Below are 19,535 nucleotides of genomic sequence, written 5' to 3'. Positions count from 1 at the left end.
CCACCGCTGTCGCTTTTCTCCACCGGAAGGAATGCGGCACATGCGGCCGCTGAAATGCGTCTGGGCGGTGGCGGTTTGAGTTCGGCCGGTTCTTGACACTCGTGTCGAGAACGTGGCCATCATAGCGCTCACTGTTCGCCGGATTTCTTCTGTGGAGTTTTCATGCCGAGGGATGAAAAGTTACAGCGGCCGGGTGGGCTCGTCGAGCGGCATTCCATCGATTTCATACCCGACGGTGAGCGGCATGGCAGGCCGGCCGGTCTGTTCGGTCTGTGGTTCGCCGCCAATCTGCAGATCAGTGCGGTGGTGACGGGGTCGCTTGCCGTGGTGTTCGGGCTCGATGCGCTGTGGTCGCTGGTGGCGCTGCTGGCGGGGAATCTCCTGGGCGGGGCGGTCATGGCGTTGCATGCCGCTCAGGGGCCGCGGCTGGGGCTGCCGCAGATGATCTCCTCCCGGGCCCAGTTCGGGGTGCGGGGGGCGGTGGTGCCGCTGGTGTGCTCGGTGACGATGTTCATCGGGTTCTTCGCCAGCGGCAGTGTCCTGGCGGGGCAGGCGGTGGGTCACCTCGCGCACACCGGTGAGACGGCCGGCATCGTGGTGTTCGCTGTGGCCACCGCGGTGACGGCGGCGGTCGGCTACCGGCTGATCCACCGTGTCGCCAAGGCCGCGGCGGTGGTCGGCGCCGTCGCCTTCCTCTACCTCGGCGTGCGGATGGCCGATGCGGCGCCGCTGGGGCGGATCCTGGCGGCGCATCACTTCTCGGCGCCGCTGTTCTTGCTGGCGATGTCGCTTTCCGCGTCGTGGCAGCTGGGATTCGGGCCGTACGTCGCGGACTCCTCCCGCTATCTGCCGCGCACGACCGCGCCGCGCTCGGTGTTCTGGGCGACGCTGGGCGGGAGTGTGCTCGGTGCGCAGTGGTCGATGGGCTTCGGGGCGCTGGCGGCGGCGTGGCAGGGCGGCGGGGAGGGGGACGAGGTGGGGCGCGTCGTCGGTATGTCGGGGTCGGCGGCCGTCACCTTGCTGCTGTACTTCGCGGTCGCCTTCGGGAAGCTGACGGTCAATGTGCTGAACACCTACGGCGGTTTCATGAGCGTGGTCACCGGGGTCGGCGGGTTTCGCCGGATCGGCCGGGTGGGGCCCGGTGCCCGGGCCGTCTGCGTCGGCGCGATCATGCTCACCGGGACGGCGCTGGCGCTGCTGGGGCGGGGGCGTTTCCTCGAGTCGTTCTCGACGTTCCTGCTGTTCCTGCTGATCTTCTTCACGCCGTGGAGTGCGATCAACCTGGTCGACTTCTATGTGCTGTCCGGCACGGGGTACGACGTCGAGGCGCTGGCCGACCCCCGCGGCCGTTACGGTGCCTGGAACGTGCGGGCGCTGACGGCCTACGGGTTCGGTGTCCTCGTCCAGCTGCCGTTTTTGTCCAGCGCGTTGTACACGGGGCCGTTCGTCGCACGGCTCGGTGGCGCGGACATCTCCTGGATCGTGGGCCTGGTGCTGCCGGCCCTCGTGTACTGGCTTGTGGCACGGCGTGACCAGGGCACCGTCCCCGGGGGAAAGGACGGTGCCCTGGAGTCTTTCGTGCCCGATCCCGTCGAGCTCTAGGAGCCGGCCGGGGTGTAGCGGGTGCGCAGCCAGGCGGCGAGGGCGGTCAGGGGGACGGCCGTGGCGGCCGCGAGGACGAACAGCTGCGGGTAGTGGCCGTGCTGGGCGAGCGGGCCGCCGAGGCCCGAGCCGATGGCGCTGCCGACGAAGAGGGAGGCGACGAACAGGGCGACGGCGGTGCCGCGGGCCGCGGGCACCAGTGTGGTGGCCCAGTTCTGCAGTGAGGAGTGGAAGAAGGACCAGCCGCCGCCCAGCAGGATCGCGGCCGCGCCGATTCCTGCCACGTTCAAGCCGGCGGCGGCGACCAGGAAGCCCGCGGTCATCATCACGCCGCCCGCGGCCAGCAGTTGCCATGCCGGGCGCAGCGCCACCCGCTTGAGGAGCCGGGAGAAGCCGAGGGTGCCCGCGCCGTAGAGAGCGGTCACGCCGCCCGCGCCCAGCGCGCCGATGCCCCGGTTCTCCAGGGCGGGGGCCAGGAAGGTGAAGCAGCCCAGCAGGACCGCGCCTTCGATCAGGCCGAAGCCCATGACCAGCCAGGACCACCGCAGCCGCAGCACGGAGGCGAGTTGTTCGGACGGCCGGCGCAGGGTGGTGGCGGTGCGGGACTCGGCCAGGCGGCGCAGGGCGAGGAGGGTGATCACGGCGAGTACGGCGGACAGGGCGAGCATCGCCCGCCAGCTGGACACCGCGGCCACCGCGCCGGCCACCACGGTGGCGGCCGCGGTGCCGATGGCGAGGGCCACCTGCAGGTCCGACAGGGCCCGCTGGCGCAGGGCCGCGGGGACGGTGTCGCCGACGTAGGTGAGGGAGGCGGGTACGACCGCTCCGAAGAACGCCCCGGTGAGGATGCGCAGGATCACCAGGACGGTCAGGGTCGGGGCGGCTGCGGAGGCCAGGGCGCACACGGCTGCGGCGCCGAGGGTGAAGCGGACGACGCGCATGCGCCCGTAGCGGTCGGACAGCATGCCCCATAACGGCTGGGCGCATCCGTAGGCGAAGAAGTAGCCGCTTGCCACGAGTACGACCTGGCCGAGGCGTACGTGGAATCCGGTGGCGATGGCCATCAGCAGGGGGGTGATGGCGAAGCGGTCGAAGTTGCTGAGGAAGCAGGCCGCGGCGAGAGCCGGTGGCACCCGCGCGGCCGTCTGCGGCTGCGGTGGCGTGCCGGCCGGCGCGCCGGATCCGGTCGTGGTGGGCTGTACGTCCTGGGACATCGCTGGGCCTTTCTGCGGCGTGCGCTCGGGGGCTGACTCAAGGGTCGGGTGTCGGGGGGCGGACAGCCAGGAGACAAAAACTCCCCGCCTTGCGGCGTCGTGGGAAGCGGTCTGCCGAGGGGCACCGGGCCGGTGTCCTGGGCCCGTTCGGCTTCGGCCAGGTATCCGCCTTTTTTGCGCCATCTGAATTCATTCGCCAAAAGCGCACGCCACAGCGATGCAAACGTTCGGCAATGAATCACTGTGCTTGCGGGCTGCCTGGGCTGTTCAACCGCTCATAAAGAACACTTGAACAAGTGCGGAACGCTTTCGGTGGCCCTGCCCGCGTATTTCGGAATGAATCTCCTGGCCGGATCGGATTCGGCCCGGTGCCGGGCGTTCCGGGACGGCCCGCCTTCGGCTGCTAGCCTGGGCCGATGGCAGCCATGACGGGTTTTGCGGACACCGGCCGCCGTACGCTCGGAGCGTTCGTCAGGTCACGGCGCGAGCGTCTGTCGCCCGACGAGGTGGGCATCTGCGACTCCTCACGCCGGCGCACTCCCGGGCTGCGCCGCGAGGAGGTCGCCTCACTGTCCGGGGTGAGCCTGAGCTGGTACACGTGGCTGGAGCAGGGCCGGGACATCAAGGTCTCCCGTCAGGTCCTCGCCTCGCTCGCGCGGGCGCTGAAGCTGTCCGCACCGGAGATCCGGCACCTGTACCGGCTCAGTGACGAACTGCCCCCGGACATCGGCGAGGTGCGCGGCTGCCCCGGCCGCGACGAGCAGCTCGAAGCCATGCTGCACGCCCTGCAGCCCAACCCGGCGCTGCTGCTGGACCACCACTGGGACGTCGTGGCCTTCAACGCGGCGGAGGCGGCCTTGTTCACGGACTTCGACGCGCTGCCCGTCGAGCGCCGCAACATGCTCTGGGTCATCTTCGGCTGGCCGCCGGCGCGTTCCCTGATGACGGACTGGGAGGCCCAGGCCACGCAGGTGCTCGCCCAGTTCCGGATGCGCGCCGACGAGGAGCCCGCGGACCCCCGCTACCGGGCGGTGGTGGCCGATCTGCTGGCCCACACACCCGACTTCGCCCGGTTCTGGCAGCGGCACGAGGTCGCCGACTACCGCAGTGTCCACAAGCACTTCACGCACCCGAGGGCAGGACGGCTCACCCTGCGCCAGTCGAAGCTGATCGTCGCGGACGACCCCCGCGTCCACCTGCTGGTGCGCCTGCCGGCCGACGAGGCGACGAAGGACGCGCTCGCGCTGCTGCGTTGACGCGGCGCGACGACGGGGAGCGCAGCAGGGCCCCCTCGGACCGGGTGCGGTCGAGGGGGCCCGGGGTGCGGGTTGGGGGTTCACTGCTCGTGCAGGAACTCCCGGATCGGGTAGCCGACATGACGCTGGTCGGTGAGCGCGTAGCCGAGGATGACGTCGCCCGGCTTCAGCTCGGTGATGTTGTGGACGCTGCCGCCGGGGCCGAGCACCCGCACATGCCAGTCGTCCTGGGCGATCACGTTCACCTTGGCGCCCGAGGGCGAGGCGGCCTCGATCAGCAGCATCGGGCGGCTCTCCATCTTGATACGGCCGACCACGACACGCCTGGTGCGGCCGTCGGTGTCCACGGCCAGCAGCTCGGAACCGGAGCGCAGTTCGGCGAGGTAGCGCGTGCGGTTGGCCGGGGTGAGGCTGTAGGAGTGCAGCGCGGCCGCGTTCACCCGGAACGGGCGGGTGGGCATGTAGGGCAGGGGGTGCGTCTCGCTGCTCACCAGGATCATGCCCGTGGCGTGCGAGCCGACCAGGATGCCCTCGTTCTGCCTGAAGTGGGAGCAGGTGTCCACGCACACCCGGTCGCCCAGGCCCACATGGGCCAGCCGGGTCACCGTCAGCTCCTGCAGCTGGAGCTGCTCGGTGCTCTCCTGGCAGATGTCGGTGAGCCGGGTCGCCTCGCCCACCGCGGCGGGCTTGAGCAGGACGCCTTCGGGCCCGCGCTCCAGCACGGTGAGGGTGATCTCGGCGTCCTCCAGGTCGGTGACGACCGTGATCAGGTTGCCCTCGGCCTTGTCGGTGGCGCCGAGCAGGATCTCCAGGGGGATCTTGCTGGGGTCCTGCTGGAACTCCACCACCGTCCAGGCGGCGCTGGAGGCCACCTGGCAGGCCACGTCGAGGGACTCCTCGCCGGTGACGGTGACGAAGACGCCCTTTTGCGCGTCGGGCGAGGCGGGCTCGTACTGTCCGGCCAGGGTGTGGTCGACGATCAGCAGGTCGGCGGTCTGCGCCAGCTTCTCGGCGGCGGGCTTCGGGGTGCCGGGGAGGATCAGGCCGACCTTGCGCTTGTTCGGCGGTATCGAGACCAGCAGTTCCGGGTCGTCGGAGACGAAGGCGTCGACGCCGACGTGCACGGCCTCCTCGATCACGGGGGCGGTGATGTCCTTGAGACCACGGACGTCGATCCAGGTGAGCTTCACTGCGAACTCCTCGGCAACTCGGTCAGGTCTGGACTGGCTCGGGAAGGGGCGCGGTGCGCACCTGCGCGGCGGGGGCGGCGGGGGCGTGGGCACGTTCGCCGGTGCGGGGCGCGGCCGGCTGGTGCAGGGCGGCGGCGATGCGGCGCACGGTGGCCGCGACGTCCGGCGAGGCCCACACGTTGCGGCCCATGGCCACACCGAGCGCGCCCGAGGCCACGACCTCACCGACGGTCCGGGTCAGCTGCCGGTCGCCCACCGGGGCACCGCCGGCGGTGATGATGCCGATCGGGCAGCTGCGCACGACCTCGGCCATCGTGACCGGCGAGCCGGTGTAGGGGACCTTCGCGATGTCGGCGCCGATGTCGGCGGCCAGGCTCGCGGCGTGCGCCACCAGCGCGGGGTCGGTCGGGTCGCCCACCCGGGGCCCACGCGGATAGACCATGGCGATCAGCGGCAGGCCCCAGCGGGTGCAGCCGTCGGCGGCCCGGGCCAGGTCGCCCAGCTGCTCGGCCTCGGTGTCGGAGCCCATGTTGATGTGGATGCTGACCGCGTCGGCCCCGCGCTCCAGGGCTTCTTCGACCTCGGCGAGCCGGACCTTGGCGTTGGCGTCGGGGGCGTGCCGGGTGATGCCGTTGAGGTGGATCACCAGGGCCGTCTCGCGCAGTACGTCGGTCGGCAGGAACCGGATGCGGCCCTTGTGGACCAGCAGGGCGTCGCCGCCGTTGCGGGACACCGCGCGGGCGATGTCGCGGAAGGCCGGCGCGGAGGCGACCGGGCCGTCGGCGACCGAGTGGTCAAGAGGCACCACGAAGGTCCGGCCGGACACCGGATTGATCAGGCGGCTCAGCCGCAGGCTCTTTCCGGAGGAGTGGTGGACCACTTCCATGGGGACTCCTCTCACGCCGGACAGGACCGCGTGGCGCAATTGAGGCCGTCGCGGCGGCAGATGGATGCGAGAACGTCCCGGAACAGTGCGCACGAACGCCTGGTCGACGGGACGTGCCTCAAGGAAGTCGTAATGATTAAGGAAAGTCAAGTTCCCATCAATGGCGCCGAGTTGAGCGTCCGGGAGGCGATTGACACGGTACTCGGCAGCCGTATCGTTGGTCCCTGCCAATTGCGCTGCACTGGCCGCCCCTCCCCCATTGGCAGCCCGTTTGGAAAACGACGTGCAGGAGACCCCATGAGTGCGTTTGCGCAGAACTATTGGTATGTCGCCGCCTGGAGCAAGGAGGTGGGCCGGACGCTGCTGAGCCGGACGATATGCGGCGAGCCGGTCGTGCTCTACCGCAGCCGGGACGGGCAGCCCGTGGCCCTGGCGGACCGCTGTGTGCACCGCCGCTACCCGCTGTCGCTGGGCCGGCTCACGGACGACTCCATCGAGTGCGGCTACCACGGCTTCGTCTTCGACTGCTCCGGAACCTGCACCTTCGTGCCGGGCCAGGACCGTGTCCCGCGCACCGCGCGGGTGCCGCGCTACCAGCTGGTGGAGCGGGACAAGTGGATCTGGATCTGGATCGGCGACCCGAGCGAGGCCGACCCCCGCCTGGTGCCCGACGCGCACTGGCTCGACGATCCCGCGTGGGCGTCGGTCGAGGACATGGCGCACTCGCCGTTCCGCCACAGCCTGCTGGTGGACAACCTCATGGACCTGTCCCACGAGACCTACCTGCACGCCGACCTGATCGGCACACCGGAGGTCGCCCGCACCCCGTTCACCACCCGCGTCGACGACGAGCGCGACCAGGTCACGTTCTCCCGCCACATGGAGGCCGTGGCGTGCCCGCCCTTCTACGAGAAGACCACCGGGTACACCACACCGATCGACCGCTGGCAGGACGTGTTCTTCCAGCCGCCCGCGTTCTGGGTGAACAACGTGCGGGTCGCGCCGCACGGCACTCCGGTCGGTCCCGGGGGGGACGAGGGCGGCGCCCACGTCAAGATCGTGCACGGTCTGACCCCCGAGACCGAGAACAGCACCTGGGACTTCTGGGCGGTGGTCCGCGACTTCGCCCTGGACGACGACGGTGTGAGCCAGGCGCTGCTGACGATGAACAGGGAAGTGGTGCAGCAGGACCTGGACGCCCTGACCGTCCTGGAACAGGTCGTGGCCGGCGAGCCGGCGGGGACGCAGGAACTGAGCGTCGCGATCGACGCGGGCGGCCTGGCGGCACGCGAGATGATCCGCAGGATCAGCCGGTAGCCGGCCGGCGCACGGCCGGTGAGGAGCCTCGAAGGGGTGGGAGCAGGACATGGCCGACGGCACGTTCGAGGTGATGGTCGGCGAACGCGGCGAACTCGCCGCGGGCGTGGTGGGCCTGGAGCTCGTGGCCGCCGACGGCGGCGCACTGCCCGCCGCGCCGGCGGGAGCCCATATCGATCTGGTGCTGCCCTCCGGGCTCGTGCGCCAGTACTCCCTGTGCGCCCGGGACGACCGGCCCGGCACCTGGCGCATCGCCGTGCTGCGCGAGGCCGGCGGGCGCGGCGGGTCGGCGGAGCTGCACGACAAGGTGGTCGAGGGGATGCGGCTGCGGGCAGTCGGCCCGCGCAACCGCTTCCCGCTGCTGCCCGCCGACGACCTGCTGTTCATCGCGGGCGGCATCGGCATCACCCCGCTGCTGCCCATGCTCGCCCAGGCCGAGCGCGACAAGAGCCGCTGGCGGCTGGCCTACGGCGGCCGGACCCGGGCGTCCATGGCGTTCCTGCCCGAACTGGCGGCCTACGGCGAGCGTGTCACGGTCCATCCGCAGGACGAGTGCGGCCTGCTCGACATCGACGCGCTGCTGTCCCCGGCGCCTGCGGGGGCGCGCGTGTACTGCTGCGGTCCCGAGCCGCTGCTCGCCGCCGTACGGGAACGCTGTGCGGCCCTGCCCCGGCTGACGCTGCACACCGAACGGTTCGCCGCCGCGGCGCCCGCCGCCGCGCCCGCGGGGGCCGGCGCGGGCTTCGAGGCCGTCCTCAGGCGCAGCGGCACGTCGGTGCTGGTCCCTGCCGGGACGTCGGTGCTCAGGGCGGTCCGTGCGGCGGGGGTGGCCGTGCTGGCCTCCTGCGAGGAGGGCACCTGCGGTACCTGCGAGACCACCGTGCTGGAGGGCGCCGTGGAACACCGCGACAGCCTGCTGACCGAGCAGGAGCGGGCGGCCGGCGACCTGATGCTCATCTGCGTCTCCCGCTCCCTGGGCCCTCGCCTGGTGCTGGACCTGTGAGCGCGCCGGCGGTGCGCGGGGCGGCGGGGCTGGTGCCGTGCCGGGTGCCGCGGCGGGCGGTGGCCGGCCCGGCCGCGACCCGAGCGGCGGCGGGACCGTGACGAAGCACTGTGGCGGACGGCGGTCGCTGAGGGACGAGGCCTGCCCGGTCACCGAGGTAATCGACCGCGTGCCGGGCAAGTGGAGCATCGGGATCCTGGTCGCTGCAGCCCACGGGCCCCGTCCGCTTCACCGAACTCGAATGCTCCGTCCACGGCATCAGCCGGCGGATGCTCACCCTCAACCTGCGCCGGCTGGAGCGGGACGGACTGCTCGTTGGGCGGGGCCGGCTCAGGTGGTGGGCAGCAGGCCCTTTGCCGGGTCGCCGGTGGGCACCGGCTGCAGTACCGCGACATCCGTCGGGCCGGCCAGCGCGTCGACGATCTCCCCGCCCAGGGCGGCCAGCGCCGCTCCGGCCGAGTGGGCGTCGAGGGCGGCCTGGTCGGCCCAGTTCTCCACGACGGTGACACGGTCCTCGCCGGCGTGGACGGCGTAGAGCAGGCAGCCGGGCTCGGCGTGCACGGCGGGAGCGTGCCGACGGAACGCCGCGAGCACTTCCTCCCGGCGGCCGGGCCTGGTCCGCAGGGTGGCGACGACGATGGGCACGAAGGCTCCTCGGGTTCCTGCCTGTCCGCATCACGGACATGATCGAATGGGCCGGCACCACCCTATGCCAGGCACCCGCCGGGACCGGTCTGTGGTGTGGCGTGGGAGAAGTCGTACACGGTCCATTCGGCGACCGGGACGTATCCGATGCGCCGTTGACATCCTCGCCCACCTGAAGGAGGGCGATTCCCGCCTGCCGCGCCGTTTCCCGGTGCGGCTTCGGGTGGGTTCCTGTTTCATCGCGCGGTGCCGGTACGGGTGCCGGTCTTACCTGCGCTCACGGGCTGTCACGGCCAGTCCGGCCGCCTTGGCGACGTTGACCGCCGCGTTGATGTCCCGGTCCAGGACGGTCCCGCCCGCCCCGCACGTCGCCGACCTTGGGCAGACGCAGCTTCCCGCCGGGCGTGACCTTCCATCCGGCGTTCGCGGTGAAGCGGATCGCCTGCCGGGTGTCCCGCCTGGACAACTCGGCCAAGGTGAGGAACGGCAGCCCGGACGGCGCGGGCGTCCTCACGAGCGCGAAGCGCGTCGTTGAAGACCACCCGGGCGCACCCGGACGCCCTTGCCAGCGCGGTGCGCTGAGCGTCGTTCGGGTACAGGCGAAACCCGTACCTGAGCCGCATGACGATCACGCTACATACGTGGTTCACGTGACCACGCTGGAATGCGAATCCCGACGTGCACACCGGCCGTCACTACCCGCCGAAGGTTCAGCCCTCCAAGCTGGTGTGGCCGGTGCGGCGTCTGCCGGCCCGGTGGGGCGGGGCCGGGGCTTCGGGGTGGGTCAGCGCGGCGGGCGGCGGCGGGTGGTGGCGAGTTGGGCGAGCACGATGCCCCCGAGCATCAGCGAGGATCCGATCAGCTGTGCCGGTGTCAGGACCTCGCCGAGGACGAGGTAGGCGAGGACGGCTCCGGCCACCACTTCGAGGGTGAGCATCAGGCTGGCCGAGGTCGGCGGGAGGCGGCGCTGTGCCGCGACGGCGAGCGCCAGTCCTGCGGCCATGCCGATCGCGCCCACCCAGATCACCAGCACCCATAGGGGCACGGACCAGCCGTTGAGGGGGGAGGTGCGGTCAAGGGCGTCGAAGGGGAAGGGGTCGAAGAGTCCGACGAGGGTGAGGGTCGCGGCGCCCACGGTGGTGCCCCATGCCGACATCACCAGCGGTTCGTATCTGCGCAGGCCTCGTTCGGCGAGCAGGAAGCGGCCGGCCAGGGTCAGTGCGGCGAGCAGGGCCAGCGCCAGGCCGAGGCGGTCGGGGCCGCCGCCGGAGAAGACTTTCCCGGTCAGCGCCAGGCCGCCGAGGGTGAGCGCGATGCCCGCCCAGATGAGGCGGGAGAGCTGTTTGCGCTGGACGAGCCGTACCCAGAGGGCGACCAGCACCGGGGAGAGGTATTCCACCAGCAGGGCGATGCCCACCGGGAGCCGGGTCACGGCCATGGTGAAGGCGACCTGGTTCAGGGCGAGGCTGACCGCGCCGTACAGCAGGACCAGCCACCAGTCACGAGGGTGGATGCGCAGGCGGCTGCGGTGCACCGCGGCGGCGAGGAGCATCAGCAGCGCGGCGCCCACGACCGCCCGGGCCTGGATGATGTTGACTGCCGACAGGCCGGCCGCGCCCAGGGCCTTGAGCGCCGGTGCCGCGCCGCCCATGGCGACGGCGGCCGCGACCGCCAGGGCGAGCCCGGGGAGGGTCCGGCCCTCTTCGGGCTCGCCGCGGGTGCCCACGGTCGAGGGGGGTGTACCGCTGTGTGTCTTCGAAGCCGCCACCGCGCTGTCGCTTCCTCGGGTCTTCGTGGGCCGGGTCAGCCGGCGGCCACGGGCGCCAGGCGGCGCGCTGCGGTCACGAACGTCTCGTCCAGCTGGTCCACCGTGGTGATGCCCAGCTGCAGCAGCGCGTCGCTGAACTCGGCGTGCAGGATGTCCAGTACGCGTTCCACCCCGTGCCGGCCGCCGAGTCCGAGGCCCCAGAGGTAGGGTCTGCCGATGCACACGGCCCGTGCGCCGAGCGCGATCGCCTTGGCGAGGTCGGTCCCGGAGCGGACTCCGCCGTCGAGGAGCACCGGGTGATCCTGCGGTACCGATTCGACGACCGCGCGCAGGGCGAACAGGGCGGGTACGACGCCGTCCAGCTGGCGGCCGCCGTGGTTGGAGACGATGGTCGCGTCCGTGCCCAGGTCGAGGCAGCGCTTGGCGTCGAGGGGCCGCAGCACGCCCTTGACCAGCAGGGGCAGGCGGGTGCGGCCGCGGATCCACTCCAGGTCGGCGAAGGTGAGGGGGAGCTTGTCGTGCCGTCCGCCGGCCGGTGGGGCGCCCTGCAGGATGCCCAGTGTGCGCAGGGTGCCGTAGTCGACCGTCCCGGGCAGCCGGTACCCGGCCCGGCGGGTGGTCAGCCGGCGCGCTGCGAACGACGCGTCGACGGTGACGACGATCGCCGAGGCCCCGCAGGTCTCGGCGTACTCCAAGGTGGCCTCGACGTCCCTGCGGGAGCGGTAGGCGAACAGCTGGAACCAGGTGCGTCCGGGTGCCGCCTCGGTGATCTCGGCGTAGGGGTAGTGCGAGTCGGTGCTGACGAGCGAGAGCAGGCCGTGCCCGGCGGCTGCGCGGGCGGTGGCCAGTTCGGCGTCCGGGTGCACCAGCCGCTGCGGGCTCGTGGGGGCGAGCAGGAGCGGCATGGCGAGGGTGTGGCCCAGCACCGTGACGGAGGTGTCGAGTGCGTCGGGGCCGTCGTGCAGCCCTCGCGGTTGCAGCCACACCTCGTCGAACGCGGCGGTGTTGGCGGCGACCGCGCCGTCCGAGCCGGCCCCGCCCGCCACGTACTGGGCGATGGGCGGGTCGGCCTCGGCCATCCACTGCTGCTCGAAGTCGGCCAGCGAGAGCAGCGAGTCGAGTTCGTTCACCGGTGTCTCCTGCCCGTTCACCAGATGCCGTTGATCGCCGGGATCGGCGGGATGACGCGCGATCCGTCCATCATGTGCAGCACCGAGCGGGGGATGGACTTGATCGCGTAGAAGCGTCGCAGCCACCGGTCGTGTCCGTCGTAGCGGGGGGTGAACGCCGAGCGTCCGTGGGCGGCGACGTGGTTGTCCAGGAGGGCGCAGTCGCCCGGCTGCATGATGACTTCGTGGCAGACCTCCTCCAGTGCCTCGGTCAGCGCGCGCAGGGCGGTGCGGCCCGTTTTGCTCAGGGAGACGGTGTTGTGGGAGTTGAAGCGCATGAACGGCTTGTCGGCGCTGCCGAAGAGGACCGGGTGGGGGCCGGCCGGTGCGGGTTCGACGGTGGTGTCCCTGGTGAAGGAGCCCGGGTAGTTGCTGTAGAACTGGCACTGCCGCAGTGTTTCCAGCGTTTCGGGTTTGAGCAGCTCGACGGCTTCCCGGCAGGAGGAGATGCGGGTGGCGGCGACGCGGTCGTGGTCCTGTCGCAGGCAGATCAGGCCGATGAAGTCGGGGCGCAGCGCGTGGTGGACGTTTTCGATGTGGAAGTCGAACGCGACCGATCCGGAGCCTTCGATGCGTTGTTCCTCGCCGGGCAGGGGCTGCACGTTGTGGACCAGTTCACCGCTTTTCTCGTCGGCGTAGCCGATCATGGTGCCGAGGGTTTCGGCGATGAGCATGCCCAGGCCGGCGGTGCCGTGGTGCGGCAGGGTGGCGGGGTGGCCGCCCTGGTGGGTGGGCGGGAGCTGGCCGATCTCAAGCCCGCGCAGCAGCAGGTAACCCGTCTTGCCCGAGTCCTCGCCGAAGCGCTGGACGGTGTGGCGGATCCGTTGGGGCAGGGCGTCGGCGCCGGCGGCCTGGGGGCCGTGGTGCACGACGTCTTCGGCCCGGTCCCACAGGACAGAGCGTTCCTGGTCGGTCAGTTCCAATAGCGGCGCAGTCATCGGGTGCCTCGCAATTCCCCTGCGTCGTCGGCAGGTGGTCAACAACGGGTGCTCCTGGTGCCATGCCGCGGGTGGGTGTGAGGCGGCGTGGTGGCCGACCACCAATCGAAAACCGACCATGTGGTTCTGTCAACTGGCCGTGCTGCACACTTGATCGGCGTACTTCCGGGCGTTCCGGGGCCGTCGACGACGGAAACGGCCGGTATCCACCCTGGCGCATCCTCGGTGAACCTCCCCTGACCCAGTATTAAAACCGACTATCCGGTTGTCTTTTGTGATCGGTCTGACTACCGTCAGCTGGCGGCGGAGCGCCACAGGGGTGCGACGACGCGGAGGGGAAGGCCAGGCCATGGCACGCTTATCACCCGTTCTCAAACAGGCGACCCCGGTGACCGTCAGCCGTGCCAGAGGGCTGGAGGTTTTCGGGGAGGACGGACAGCGGTATCTGGACTTCACCGCGGGGATCGGCGTCACCAGCACGGGACACTGCCACCCCGCGGTGGTGAGCGCGATAGCGGAGCAGGCCGGCAAACTGATCCACGGTCAGTACGTGACCGTGCGGCACCGCCCGCTGCTCGATCTGTGCGAGCGGCTGGGGCAGGTGCTTCCGGCACACCTGCAGTCCCTGTTCTTCGCCAACTCCGGCAGTGAGGCCATGGAGTCGGCGCTGCGGCTGTGCCGGCAGGCCACGGGGCGTGCGAACGTCATCGTGTTCCACGGCGGTTTTCACGGCCGTACGGTGGGCGCCGCGTCGATGACCACCTCCAGCCCGCGTTTTCGCACCGGATACGCGCCGCTGATGGGCGGGGTGAACATCGCGCCGTTCCCGGCCGCCTACCGGTACGGCTGGAACGAGGAGGAGGCCACCCGCTTCGCGCTGCAGGAGCTCGACTTCCTGCTGGCGACGGTGACGGCCCCCGAGGACACCGCGGCCCTCATCGTGGAGCCGGTGCTGGGCGAGGGCGGGTTCATCCCGGCCAACGCCGCCTTCCTGCAGGGGCTGCGCGAGCGCGCCGACCGCCACGGCTTCCTGCTCGTGATGGACGAGGTGCAGACCGGCTTCGGCCGCACCGGACGCTTCTGGGGGCACCAGCACTTCGGTGTCGAGCCGGACATCCTGGTGGCGGCCAAGGGAATGACCAGCGGGCTTCCGCTGTCCGTGATGGCCACCTCGGACAAGCTGATGAGTGCGGCACCCGCGGGCTCCCAGGGCGGGACGTACGGCGGCAACGCGGTGGCGTGCGCGGCGGCGCTGGCCACGCTGGACGTCATCGAGCGGGAAGAGCTGGTGGCGAACGCGGCCCTGAGGGGCCGTGCGCTCGCCGACGGCCTCAGGCGTATCGCAGCCGACAACGGCATCACCGGCGATGTGCGCGGGCTCGGCCTCATGCTCGGCTGGGAGCTGTCCACCGCGGACGGGCAGCCGGATGCCGCCGCGGCGCTGCGCGTGCAGCAGGAGGCGATCGGCCAGGGGCTGCTGCTGCAGATCGGCGGGCCGGTGCGCAACGTGCTGCGGCTGCTGCCCGCGCTGACGGTGAACGCCGACCAGGTCGACGAGGCCCTGCAGGCGCTTGGCCGGGCCGTCGCCACGGCCACCCCACTCCCCCACGCGCACCGGGCGAAGGAGCGAACATGAACGTGCAGACCACCACCACGCGCCCGATGAAGATGCGGGCGGTCCCCGGAGCACGGCTGGCCAGGCTGCCGCAGGTGCAGCGGCTGGACGCCGCCGTCCGCCGGGACATCGAGATCGTCAGCTCCGTCCTGCCGTTCAAAGTCAACAACTACGTCCTGGAGGAGTTGATCGACTGGGACCGGGCTCCGGACGATCCCCTCTACCGGCTCACCTTCCCCGACCGCGGCATGCTGCCGGAGCCGGTCTACGAGGAGATCGCCGCGCTGGTCGGCAAGGGGGCCGGCCGGGAGGAACTGCGCGGCGCGGTCGACCGGGCGCGCCGGCAGCTCAATCCGCATCCCGGGGATCAGCTGCAGGCCAACGTCCCCCGGTCGCAGAGCGGGGCGCTCAACGGCCTGCAGCACAAGTACCGGGAGACCGTGCTGGTCTTCCCCGGCCAGGGCCAGACCTGCCACGCCTACTGCGGATACTGCTTCCGCTGGGCCCAGTTCATCGGCGTCGCGGAACTCAAGCAGGCCGTGTCCGGACCGGAACAGGCGCTGCGCTACCTCGCCCAGCACCCGGAGGTCTCGGATGTGCTGTTCACCGGCGGCGACCCGATGATCATGTCCACCGACCGGCTGCGGGCCTACCTCGCGCCGCTGCTGGAGCCCCGCTTCGAGCACATCCGCAACATCCGCTTCGGCACCAAGGCGCTGTCCTACTGGCCCTACCGGTTCACCACCGACGACGACGCCGGGGATCTGCTGCGGCTCATGGAGCAGGCGAGCGCGCGGGGCAGGCACGTCGCCGTGATGGCGCACTTCTCCCACCACCGCGAGCTGGAGACCGACGCCTGCCGGCAGGCCATCCGGCGCATCCGGGACACCGGTGCGGTCATCCGGGCCCAGGCGCCCCTGGTGCGTCACGTCAACGACGACGCCTCGGTGTGGGCACAGATGTGGCGGACGATGACCGGCCTCGGTGTGGTGCCCTACTACATGTTCGTGGAGCGGGACACCGGGGCCAGCCAGTACTTCGAGCTGCCGCTGCACCGGGCGGTGTCCGTCTACCGCGACGCGATCAGCCAGGTCTCCGGGCTGGAGCGCACCGCACGCGGGCCGGTCATGTCCGCCTCACCGGGCAAGGTGGTCATCGACGGCATCGTCCAGGTCGCCGGCCAGGACGTCTTCTGCTGCCGGTTTTTGCAGGCACGCAACCCCGACTGGGTCGGGCGGCCCTTCTTCGCGAAGTTCGACGAGCACGCGGTGTGGTTCGACGACCTCAAGCCCGCCTTCGACGAGCCGTGGTTCTGGCAGAGCGACGTGCCCGCCGGCGCCGGGGCGCCGCTGTAGGAGGGACACCCGGCAGGCATGACGAATGGCCCGGGCCGTGCGGCCCGGGCCATTCGTCATGCCTGCTCACTTCGCCGGTACCGGTTCGCTGTGCAGGTCGGGGACCGGTGTGCGCCGTACCGTCACCGCGAAGCGCACGAACGCGGCCACCAGCAGGGCCACCGCGATCCACAGTCCGGTGCGCGCGCCGAAGAGCGAACCGAGGCCGCCGCCGAGCAGCGTGCCGGCGCTGAGCGGCCCGTAGGCGACGAGCCGGGTGGTCGCCGCGACCCGGCCGCGCAGCCGGTCGGGGGTCAGGCGCTGGCGGGTGGAGGTGCTGAAGACGTTGTAGACGGTCAGGCCGAAGCCGTACAGCACGAAGGAGGCCGACCAGATCGTCACGGTGAGCGGGGTCGGGTCGGCGGCGAGGGGGATCAGCACCGGCGCCAGGGACGCGATCGCCATGCTCGCCACCACCACCCGCCTGAGCCCCCATCTGCGTTCGGCCTGCGCGGCGGCGACCGCGCCGAGCATGGAACCGATGGCGCCGAGGGTCACCGTCAGGCCGAGCAGCGCGGGCGTGATACCGACGACGGAGGCCGCGTACACGGTGTAGAGGGTGAGCATGGCCTGTTCGAAGAAGTTGAACAGCGCCGCCTGCCCGATCAGGGTCCGCAGCAGGGACGCGGACAGCAGGAACCGTGCTCCCGCCGCGATCTCGGCGCTGATCCGCTCACGCGTGGGCGGTGCGAGGACGGGGGGCTCGCGTCTGGTCACGGTGACCAGGATCAGCGCGGCGATCAGGTAGAGCACCGCGCCGGTCAGCACCGCGCCGGAGCCGCCCAGCCAGTTCATCAGCAGGCCGCCGAGGCCGGGCGCGGCGACCACGACCAGTGTGAACACCGCTTCCAGCCGGCCGATCGCCGAGACCAGGTCGGACTCCTCGACCAGGCTGGGCAGATACGCCTGCGCGCAGACCTCGGCGATGGCGACCAGCGACCCGAAGGCGAACGCGACCGCGTAGAGCACGCCGATACGGAACTGGTCCAGGCCGCTGAGCACCGGTACGACCAGCAGCGCCGCCCCGCCCGCGACGTCGGTGAACAGCAGCGTGGGCCGTCTGGGCCGCCGGTCCAGCCACATCCCGATGAACAGGGTCACCACCAGCACCGGCACGTACTGGGCGGCCGCGACCACCCCCACCTCGAAGGGCGAGGCCGCGAACGAGAGGGTGGCCAGCAGCGGGAAGACCATCGTCATGCTCTTCGAGGCGACGCTGGTCAGCACCTGGCTCACCCAGAAGCGGCCGAAGTCCCGGTTGAGCAGCAGGCGGGTACTCAACAGAACTCCAACCAGTCGTCCTCGACCACTGCCTTGGCCACCGCCGTGGAGGACTCGGTCAGCTCGCGCAGCTGCGCGGCGTTGTAGGCGCGCGCCGCGTCGTTGCCGGTGCCGTCGCCGAACACGTCGATCATCCACAGGGGGCGGATCTCGGCGCCGCGCATCGCCTTGGTGTCGGTGGAGGCGATCCCGGCGTGCAGCCGGCGCCGGCCGGCGCGCAGCGCGTCGCGGATCGGCTCGTAGTACACGAGGTTGAAGTACTCCGCGACGCCGACGAGCCGGTCGTAGTGGAATCCGGCGCCCTTCAGGTACGTCGCGTCGCCCCAGCGGTAGAACAGCAGGAAGCCGACCGGGCTCTCGCCGTCACGGGCGCACATCAGCACGCGCGCGGCGTCGCCCATCGCCTCGGCCTGGACGCGCAGGGACTCGGCGAGCACCTCCACGTCCGCGGGCTGTCCGTAGCGGGCCTGGGTGCCGCGGGACATCAGGGCCGCCTCTTCGTAGCACTCCGACAGCGGCTTTTCGAGGAAGTGGTAGCCCGCGTCGTCGAAGCGCCGCTGGTCCCGGCGGATCAGCTCACCGCGCCGCTTGGAGGGCAGCGTGCGCATCCAGCCGTTCCAGTCCTCGCCCTCGGTCCGGATCCAGGCGTCGGCGGCGCACAGGACGGGCTCGGCGCGTACCCCGGCCGCGCGCAGGGCCCGTACGTCGGTGCTGTCGAGGAACATGCCGTGGCACGGGATGTTCTGCGGCCGGGCGTCGTCGAACAGCCGCTGGGCGCCGGCCTGTCTGCGCAGTGCGGCGAGTTCGTCCAGCAGGGCCGCGGCCGCTTCGGTGCGGTCGGTGCCCTCGCTGACGAGCAGGTTCGTCTGGTAGCCCCGGTGGGGGCCGACGAGCAGGCCCTGGGGGGCCGCCGGGGGCAGGCCGGCCCGCTCCAGGAGCCGGCTCCACTGGTAGAAGGCGTTGTTCTCCTCCCAGACGGCCGTGACCGGGACCGCCGCCATGCCGCCGTCGGGCAGCCGGGCGTGCACGTTCCCGGTGAGCGTGCGCCCGCCGGGATCGTGCACGCAGAAATCCAGCCACCCGCTGGCGGCGTAGAGGTGGTTGCCCGCCAGCCGGTCCCACTCCTCGGTGTCCACTCCCTCGGTCGGGCAGCCGAAGCCCGTCATGTGCGGCCTGTTCACCGTCACAGCCATCTCGCCCTCCCCCGTGTTCACGCGCTGAGCGCGGTTGCGGGGAGTGCCAGCGTGCGGACCTGCTTGCCGACCCTGGTGCGCAGCACCACCCGCCGCTGCCCGGCCTCGTCGACGACCTGGACGGTGCGTTCGTCGGTCCAGCCCTGGAAGCGGAACTCGTTGTCCCCGATGTGGACCAGTCCCGCGTAGGGCGCGCCGTCGTAGTGCAGCACCAGGCCGTCGTCCTGGGCCCTGATCTCGGCGCCGACCGTCGGCTGGTCGTTGAGGAACTGCCCGTCCTCCTCCTCCCAGTCGGTGAAGGACTTGGGTACCTCGAAGGCGACCTGGTGCAGCGGGGCCGGCCGCACCGGCTGCTCCGCGCGGTTGACCATGATCTTGTCGAAGGGCAGGGCGGCGCGGACCGGTGCCGGGAACAGGCCGAACAGCTCCTCGGTCACCTGCACGTCCAGCACGAGGTGGACGCGGTGGGTGCGGCCGCTGTTCTCGATGCGGTGCGTGCGGGCGAAGTTGCCGAACCACAGCGAGCCGGCCTCCCACACGTACGGGGTCTCGCCGAAGAACAGCTTCGCCTCCGGCAGCGTGATCACCGGCACGTGCAGGCGGGCGATGCCCCAGGTGAGCGCGTACTTGTTGTCGAAGTGGTCGGGACCGTAGGTGTCCGGGCCCAGCGCCATCAGACGCACCGAGCGCAGCGGCGAGGGGATCGCGCGCATCACCGAGTGCAGGTAGGGCGCGTGCTGGACGTGGGCGGTGTCGGCGAACGGGGCCAGGCCGGGGCCGCCGGGGTCGGTGCGCGTCTTGTCGCCGCCGGTGCTGCGCAGCGGCATGATGTGCCAGTCGAGTTCGGTCTCGATCAGGTGGTCATCGGTGACGAAGGTGTTCTGCAGTTTCCAGTCGGCGGCCTGTTCCGTGCGCAGCGACTTGACGTCGCGTACCAGGCTGGCCACGTCGAACTTCGGGGTCAGGCGGACCACATCGGGGATCCCGGCCTGTGCATCCGCAACGGTTTGAGCAGACACGACTGTTTCCTTCCATCGCTTCTGGCGACTGACAACGCTCGTGAA

The 19,535-nt window shown here is 71.2% G+C and carries 17 protein-coding genes and 1 pseudogene; 7 read left to right on the top strand and 11 right to left on the bottom strand.

The genetic code is table 11. The features are described 5' to 3' along the window. Positions 1-162: 162 nt before the first annotated feature. The gene (locus IO33_RS0129880) at positions 163-1,602 is read left to right on the top strand and encodes a purine-cytosine permease family protein (protein ID WP_051927053.1); all 1,440 of its coding nucleotides are present in this window, start codon (positions 163-165) and stop codon (positions 1,600-1,602) included. Here IO33_RS0129880 and IO33_RS0129875 read toward each other — a convergent pair. Further along, a complete protein-coding gene (locus tag IO33_RS0129875) occupies positions 1,599-2,816 on the bottom strand; it encodes an MFS transporter (RefSeq protein WP_031170661.1) in 1,218 nt (405 codons plus the stop codon). The genes IO33_RS0129880 and IO33_RS0129875 overlap by 4 nt on opposite strands. Positions 2,817-3,232: 416 nt before the next feature. Here IO33_RS0129875 and IO33_RS0129870 point away from each other — a divergent pair, with 416 nt between their 5' ends. After that, positions 3,233-4,072: a helix-turn-helix transcriptional regulator gene (locus IO33_RS0129870; RefSeq protein WP_031170659.1), complete on the top strand. Its 840-nt coding sequence runs from the start codon at positions 3,233-3,235 to the stop codon at positions 4,070-4,072. Positions 4,073-4,152: 80 nt separating this feature from the next. Here IO33_RS0129870 and IO33_RS0129865 read toward each other — a convergent pair whose 3' ends face one another. Beyond that, on the bottom strand, positions 4,153-5,262 hold the full coding sequence (locus IO33_RS0129865) for a 3-dehydroquinate synthase II family protein (RefSeq protein ID WP_031170658.1): 1,110 nt from the start codon (positions 5,260-5,262) through the stop codon (positions 4,153-4,155). Positions 5,263-5,284: 22 nt separating this feature from the next. Then, complete coding sequence (locus IO33_RS0129860; protein ID WP_063765813.1) at positions 5,285-6,148, bottom strand: 2-amino-3,7-dideoxy-D-threo-hept-6-ulosonate synthase; 864 nt, start codon at positions 6,146-6,148, stop codon at positions 5,285-5,287. 297 nt (positions 6,149-6,445) lie between these two features. Between IO33_RS0129860 and IO33_RS0129855 the strand changes: the two genes are divergently transcribed. From IO33_RS0129855 to IO33_RS51800, 3 genes and pseudogenes are all read left to right on the top strand, one after another. Next, positions 6,446-7,465, top strand: coding sequence for an aromatic ring-hydroxylating dioxygenase subunit alpha (locus IO33_RS0129855; protein WP_031170653.1), 1,020 nt, complete (start codon positions 6,446-6,448; stop codon positions 7,463-7,465). Positions 7,466-7,514: 49 nt separating this feature from the next. Beyond that, on the top strand, positions 7,515-8,468 hold the full coding sequence (locus IO33_RS0129850) for a PDR/VanB family oxidoreductase (RefSeq protein WP_031170651.1): 954 nt from the start codon (positions 7,515-7,517) through the stop codon (positions 8,466-8,468). Positions 8,469-8,595: 127 nt separating this feature from the next. Next, positions 8,596-8,782 (top strand): annotated as a pseudogene (locus IO33_RS51800) (winged helix-turn-helix transcriptional regulator); the annotation flags it as partial. 16 nt (positions 8,783-8,798) lie between these two features. Here the strand turns inward: IO33_RS51800 and IO33_RS51795 are convergent. The 5 genes from IO33_RS51795 to IO33_RS0129830 form a co-directional block, all read right to left on the bottom strand. Further along, the gene (locus IO33_RS51795) at positions 8,799-9,113 is read right to left on the bottom strand and encodes a putative quinol monooxygenase (RefSeq protein WP_031170649.1); all 315 of its coding nucleotides are present in this window, start codon (positions 9,111-9,113) and stop codon (positions 8,799-8,801) included. 287 nt (positions 9,114-9,400) lie between these two features. Further along, positions 9,401-9,736 carry a helix-turn-helix domain-containing protein gene (locus IO33_RS47925; RefSeq protein WP_245235919.1) on the bottom strand — a complete coding sequence of 112 codons (336 nt, stop codon included), beginning with the start codon at positions 9,734-9,736 and terminating at the stop codon, positions 9,401-9,403. A gap of 161 nt (positions 9,737-9,897) precedes the next feature. Further along, entirely contained in the window at positions 9,898-10,839 is a 942-nt protein-coding gene (locus IO33_RS0129840; RefSeq protein WP_063765822.1) for a DMT family transporter, read from the bottom strand. A 77-nt stretch (positions 10,840-10,916) separates the two neighbouring features. After that, positions 10,917-12,011: an alpha-hydroxy acid oxidase gene (locus IO33_RS0129835; RefSeq protein ID WP_245235918.1), complete on the bottom strand. Its 1,095-nt coding sequence runs from the start codon at positions 12,009-12,011 to the stop codon at positions 10,917-10,919. A 17-nt stretch (positions 12,012-12,028) separates the two neighbouring features. Beyond that, entirely contained in the window at positions 12,029-12,988 is a 960-nt protein-coding gene (locus IO33_RS0129830) for a TauD/TfdA family dioxygenase (RefSeq protein WP_037686282.1), read from the bottom strand. A gap of 349 nt (positions 12,989-13,337) precedes the next feature. On the opposite strand from IO33_RS0129830, the gene IO33_RS0129825 reads away from it, so the two are divergent. Next, a complete protein-coding gene (locus IO33_RS0129825; protein ID WP_051927051.1) occupies positions 13,338-14,624 on the top strand; it encodes an aspartate aminotransferase family protein in 1,287 nt (428 codons plus the stop codon). After that, a complete protein-coding gene (locus IO33_RS0129820) occupies positions 14,621-15,958 on the top strand; it encodes a KamA family radical SAM protein (RefSeq protein WP_031170640.1) in 1,338 nt (445 codons plus the stop codon). Before IO33_RS0129825 ends, IO33_RS0129820 begins: the two co-directional genes overlap by 4 nt. Before the next feature lie 66 nt (positions 15,959-16,024). Here IO33_RS0129820 and IO33_RS0129815 read toward each other — a convergent pair whose 3' ends face one another. The 3 genes from IO33_RS0129815 to IO33_RS0129805 are packed head-to-tail and all read right to left on the bottom strand — an operon-like array spanning position 16,025 to position 19,490. Beyond that, positions 16,025-17,278 (bottom strand): MFS transporter, encoded by a 1,254-nt coding sequence (locus tag IO33_RS0129815; RefSeq protein WP_031170638.1) that lies wholly within the window; start codon positions 17,276-17,278, stop codon positions 16,025-16,027. Further along, complete coding sequence (locus IO33_RS49610; protein ID WP_031170636.1) at positions 17,275-18,471, bottom strand: peptidogalycan biosysnthesis protein; 1,197 nt, start codon at positions 18,469-18,471, stop codon at positions 17,275-17,277. Before IO33_RS49610 ends, IO33_RS0129815 begins: the two co-directional genes overlap by 4 nt. Before the next feature lie 17 nt (positions 18,472-18,488). Continuing rightward, positions 18,489-19,490, bottom strand: a complete 1,002-nt coding sequence (locus IO33_RS0129805; protein WP_157857932.1) for an aspartyl/asparaginyl beta-hydroxylase domain-containing protein — start codon at positions 19,488-19,490, stop codon at positions 18,489-18,491. Positions 19,491-19,535 lie beyond the last annotated feature (45 nt).

This window comes from Streptomyces durhamensis, from assembly GCF_000725475.1.
GTDB classification, from domain to species: Bacteria; Actinomycetota; Actinomycetes; order Streptomycetales; family Streptomycetaceae; genus Streptomyces; species Streptomyces filipinensis.
Note: the sequence above shows the minus strand (reverse complement) of the source record. Positions and strands in the feature narration are given on the sequence as shown.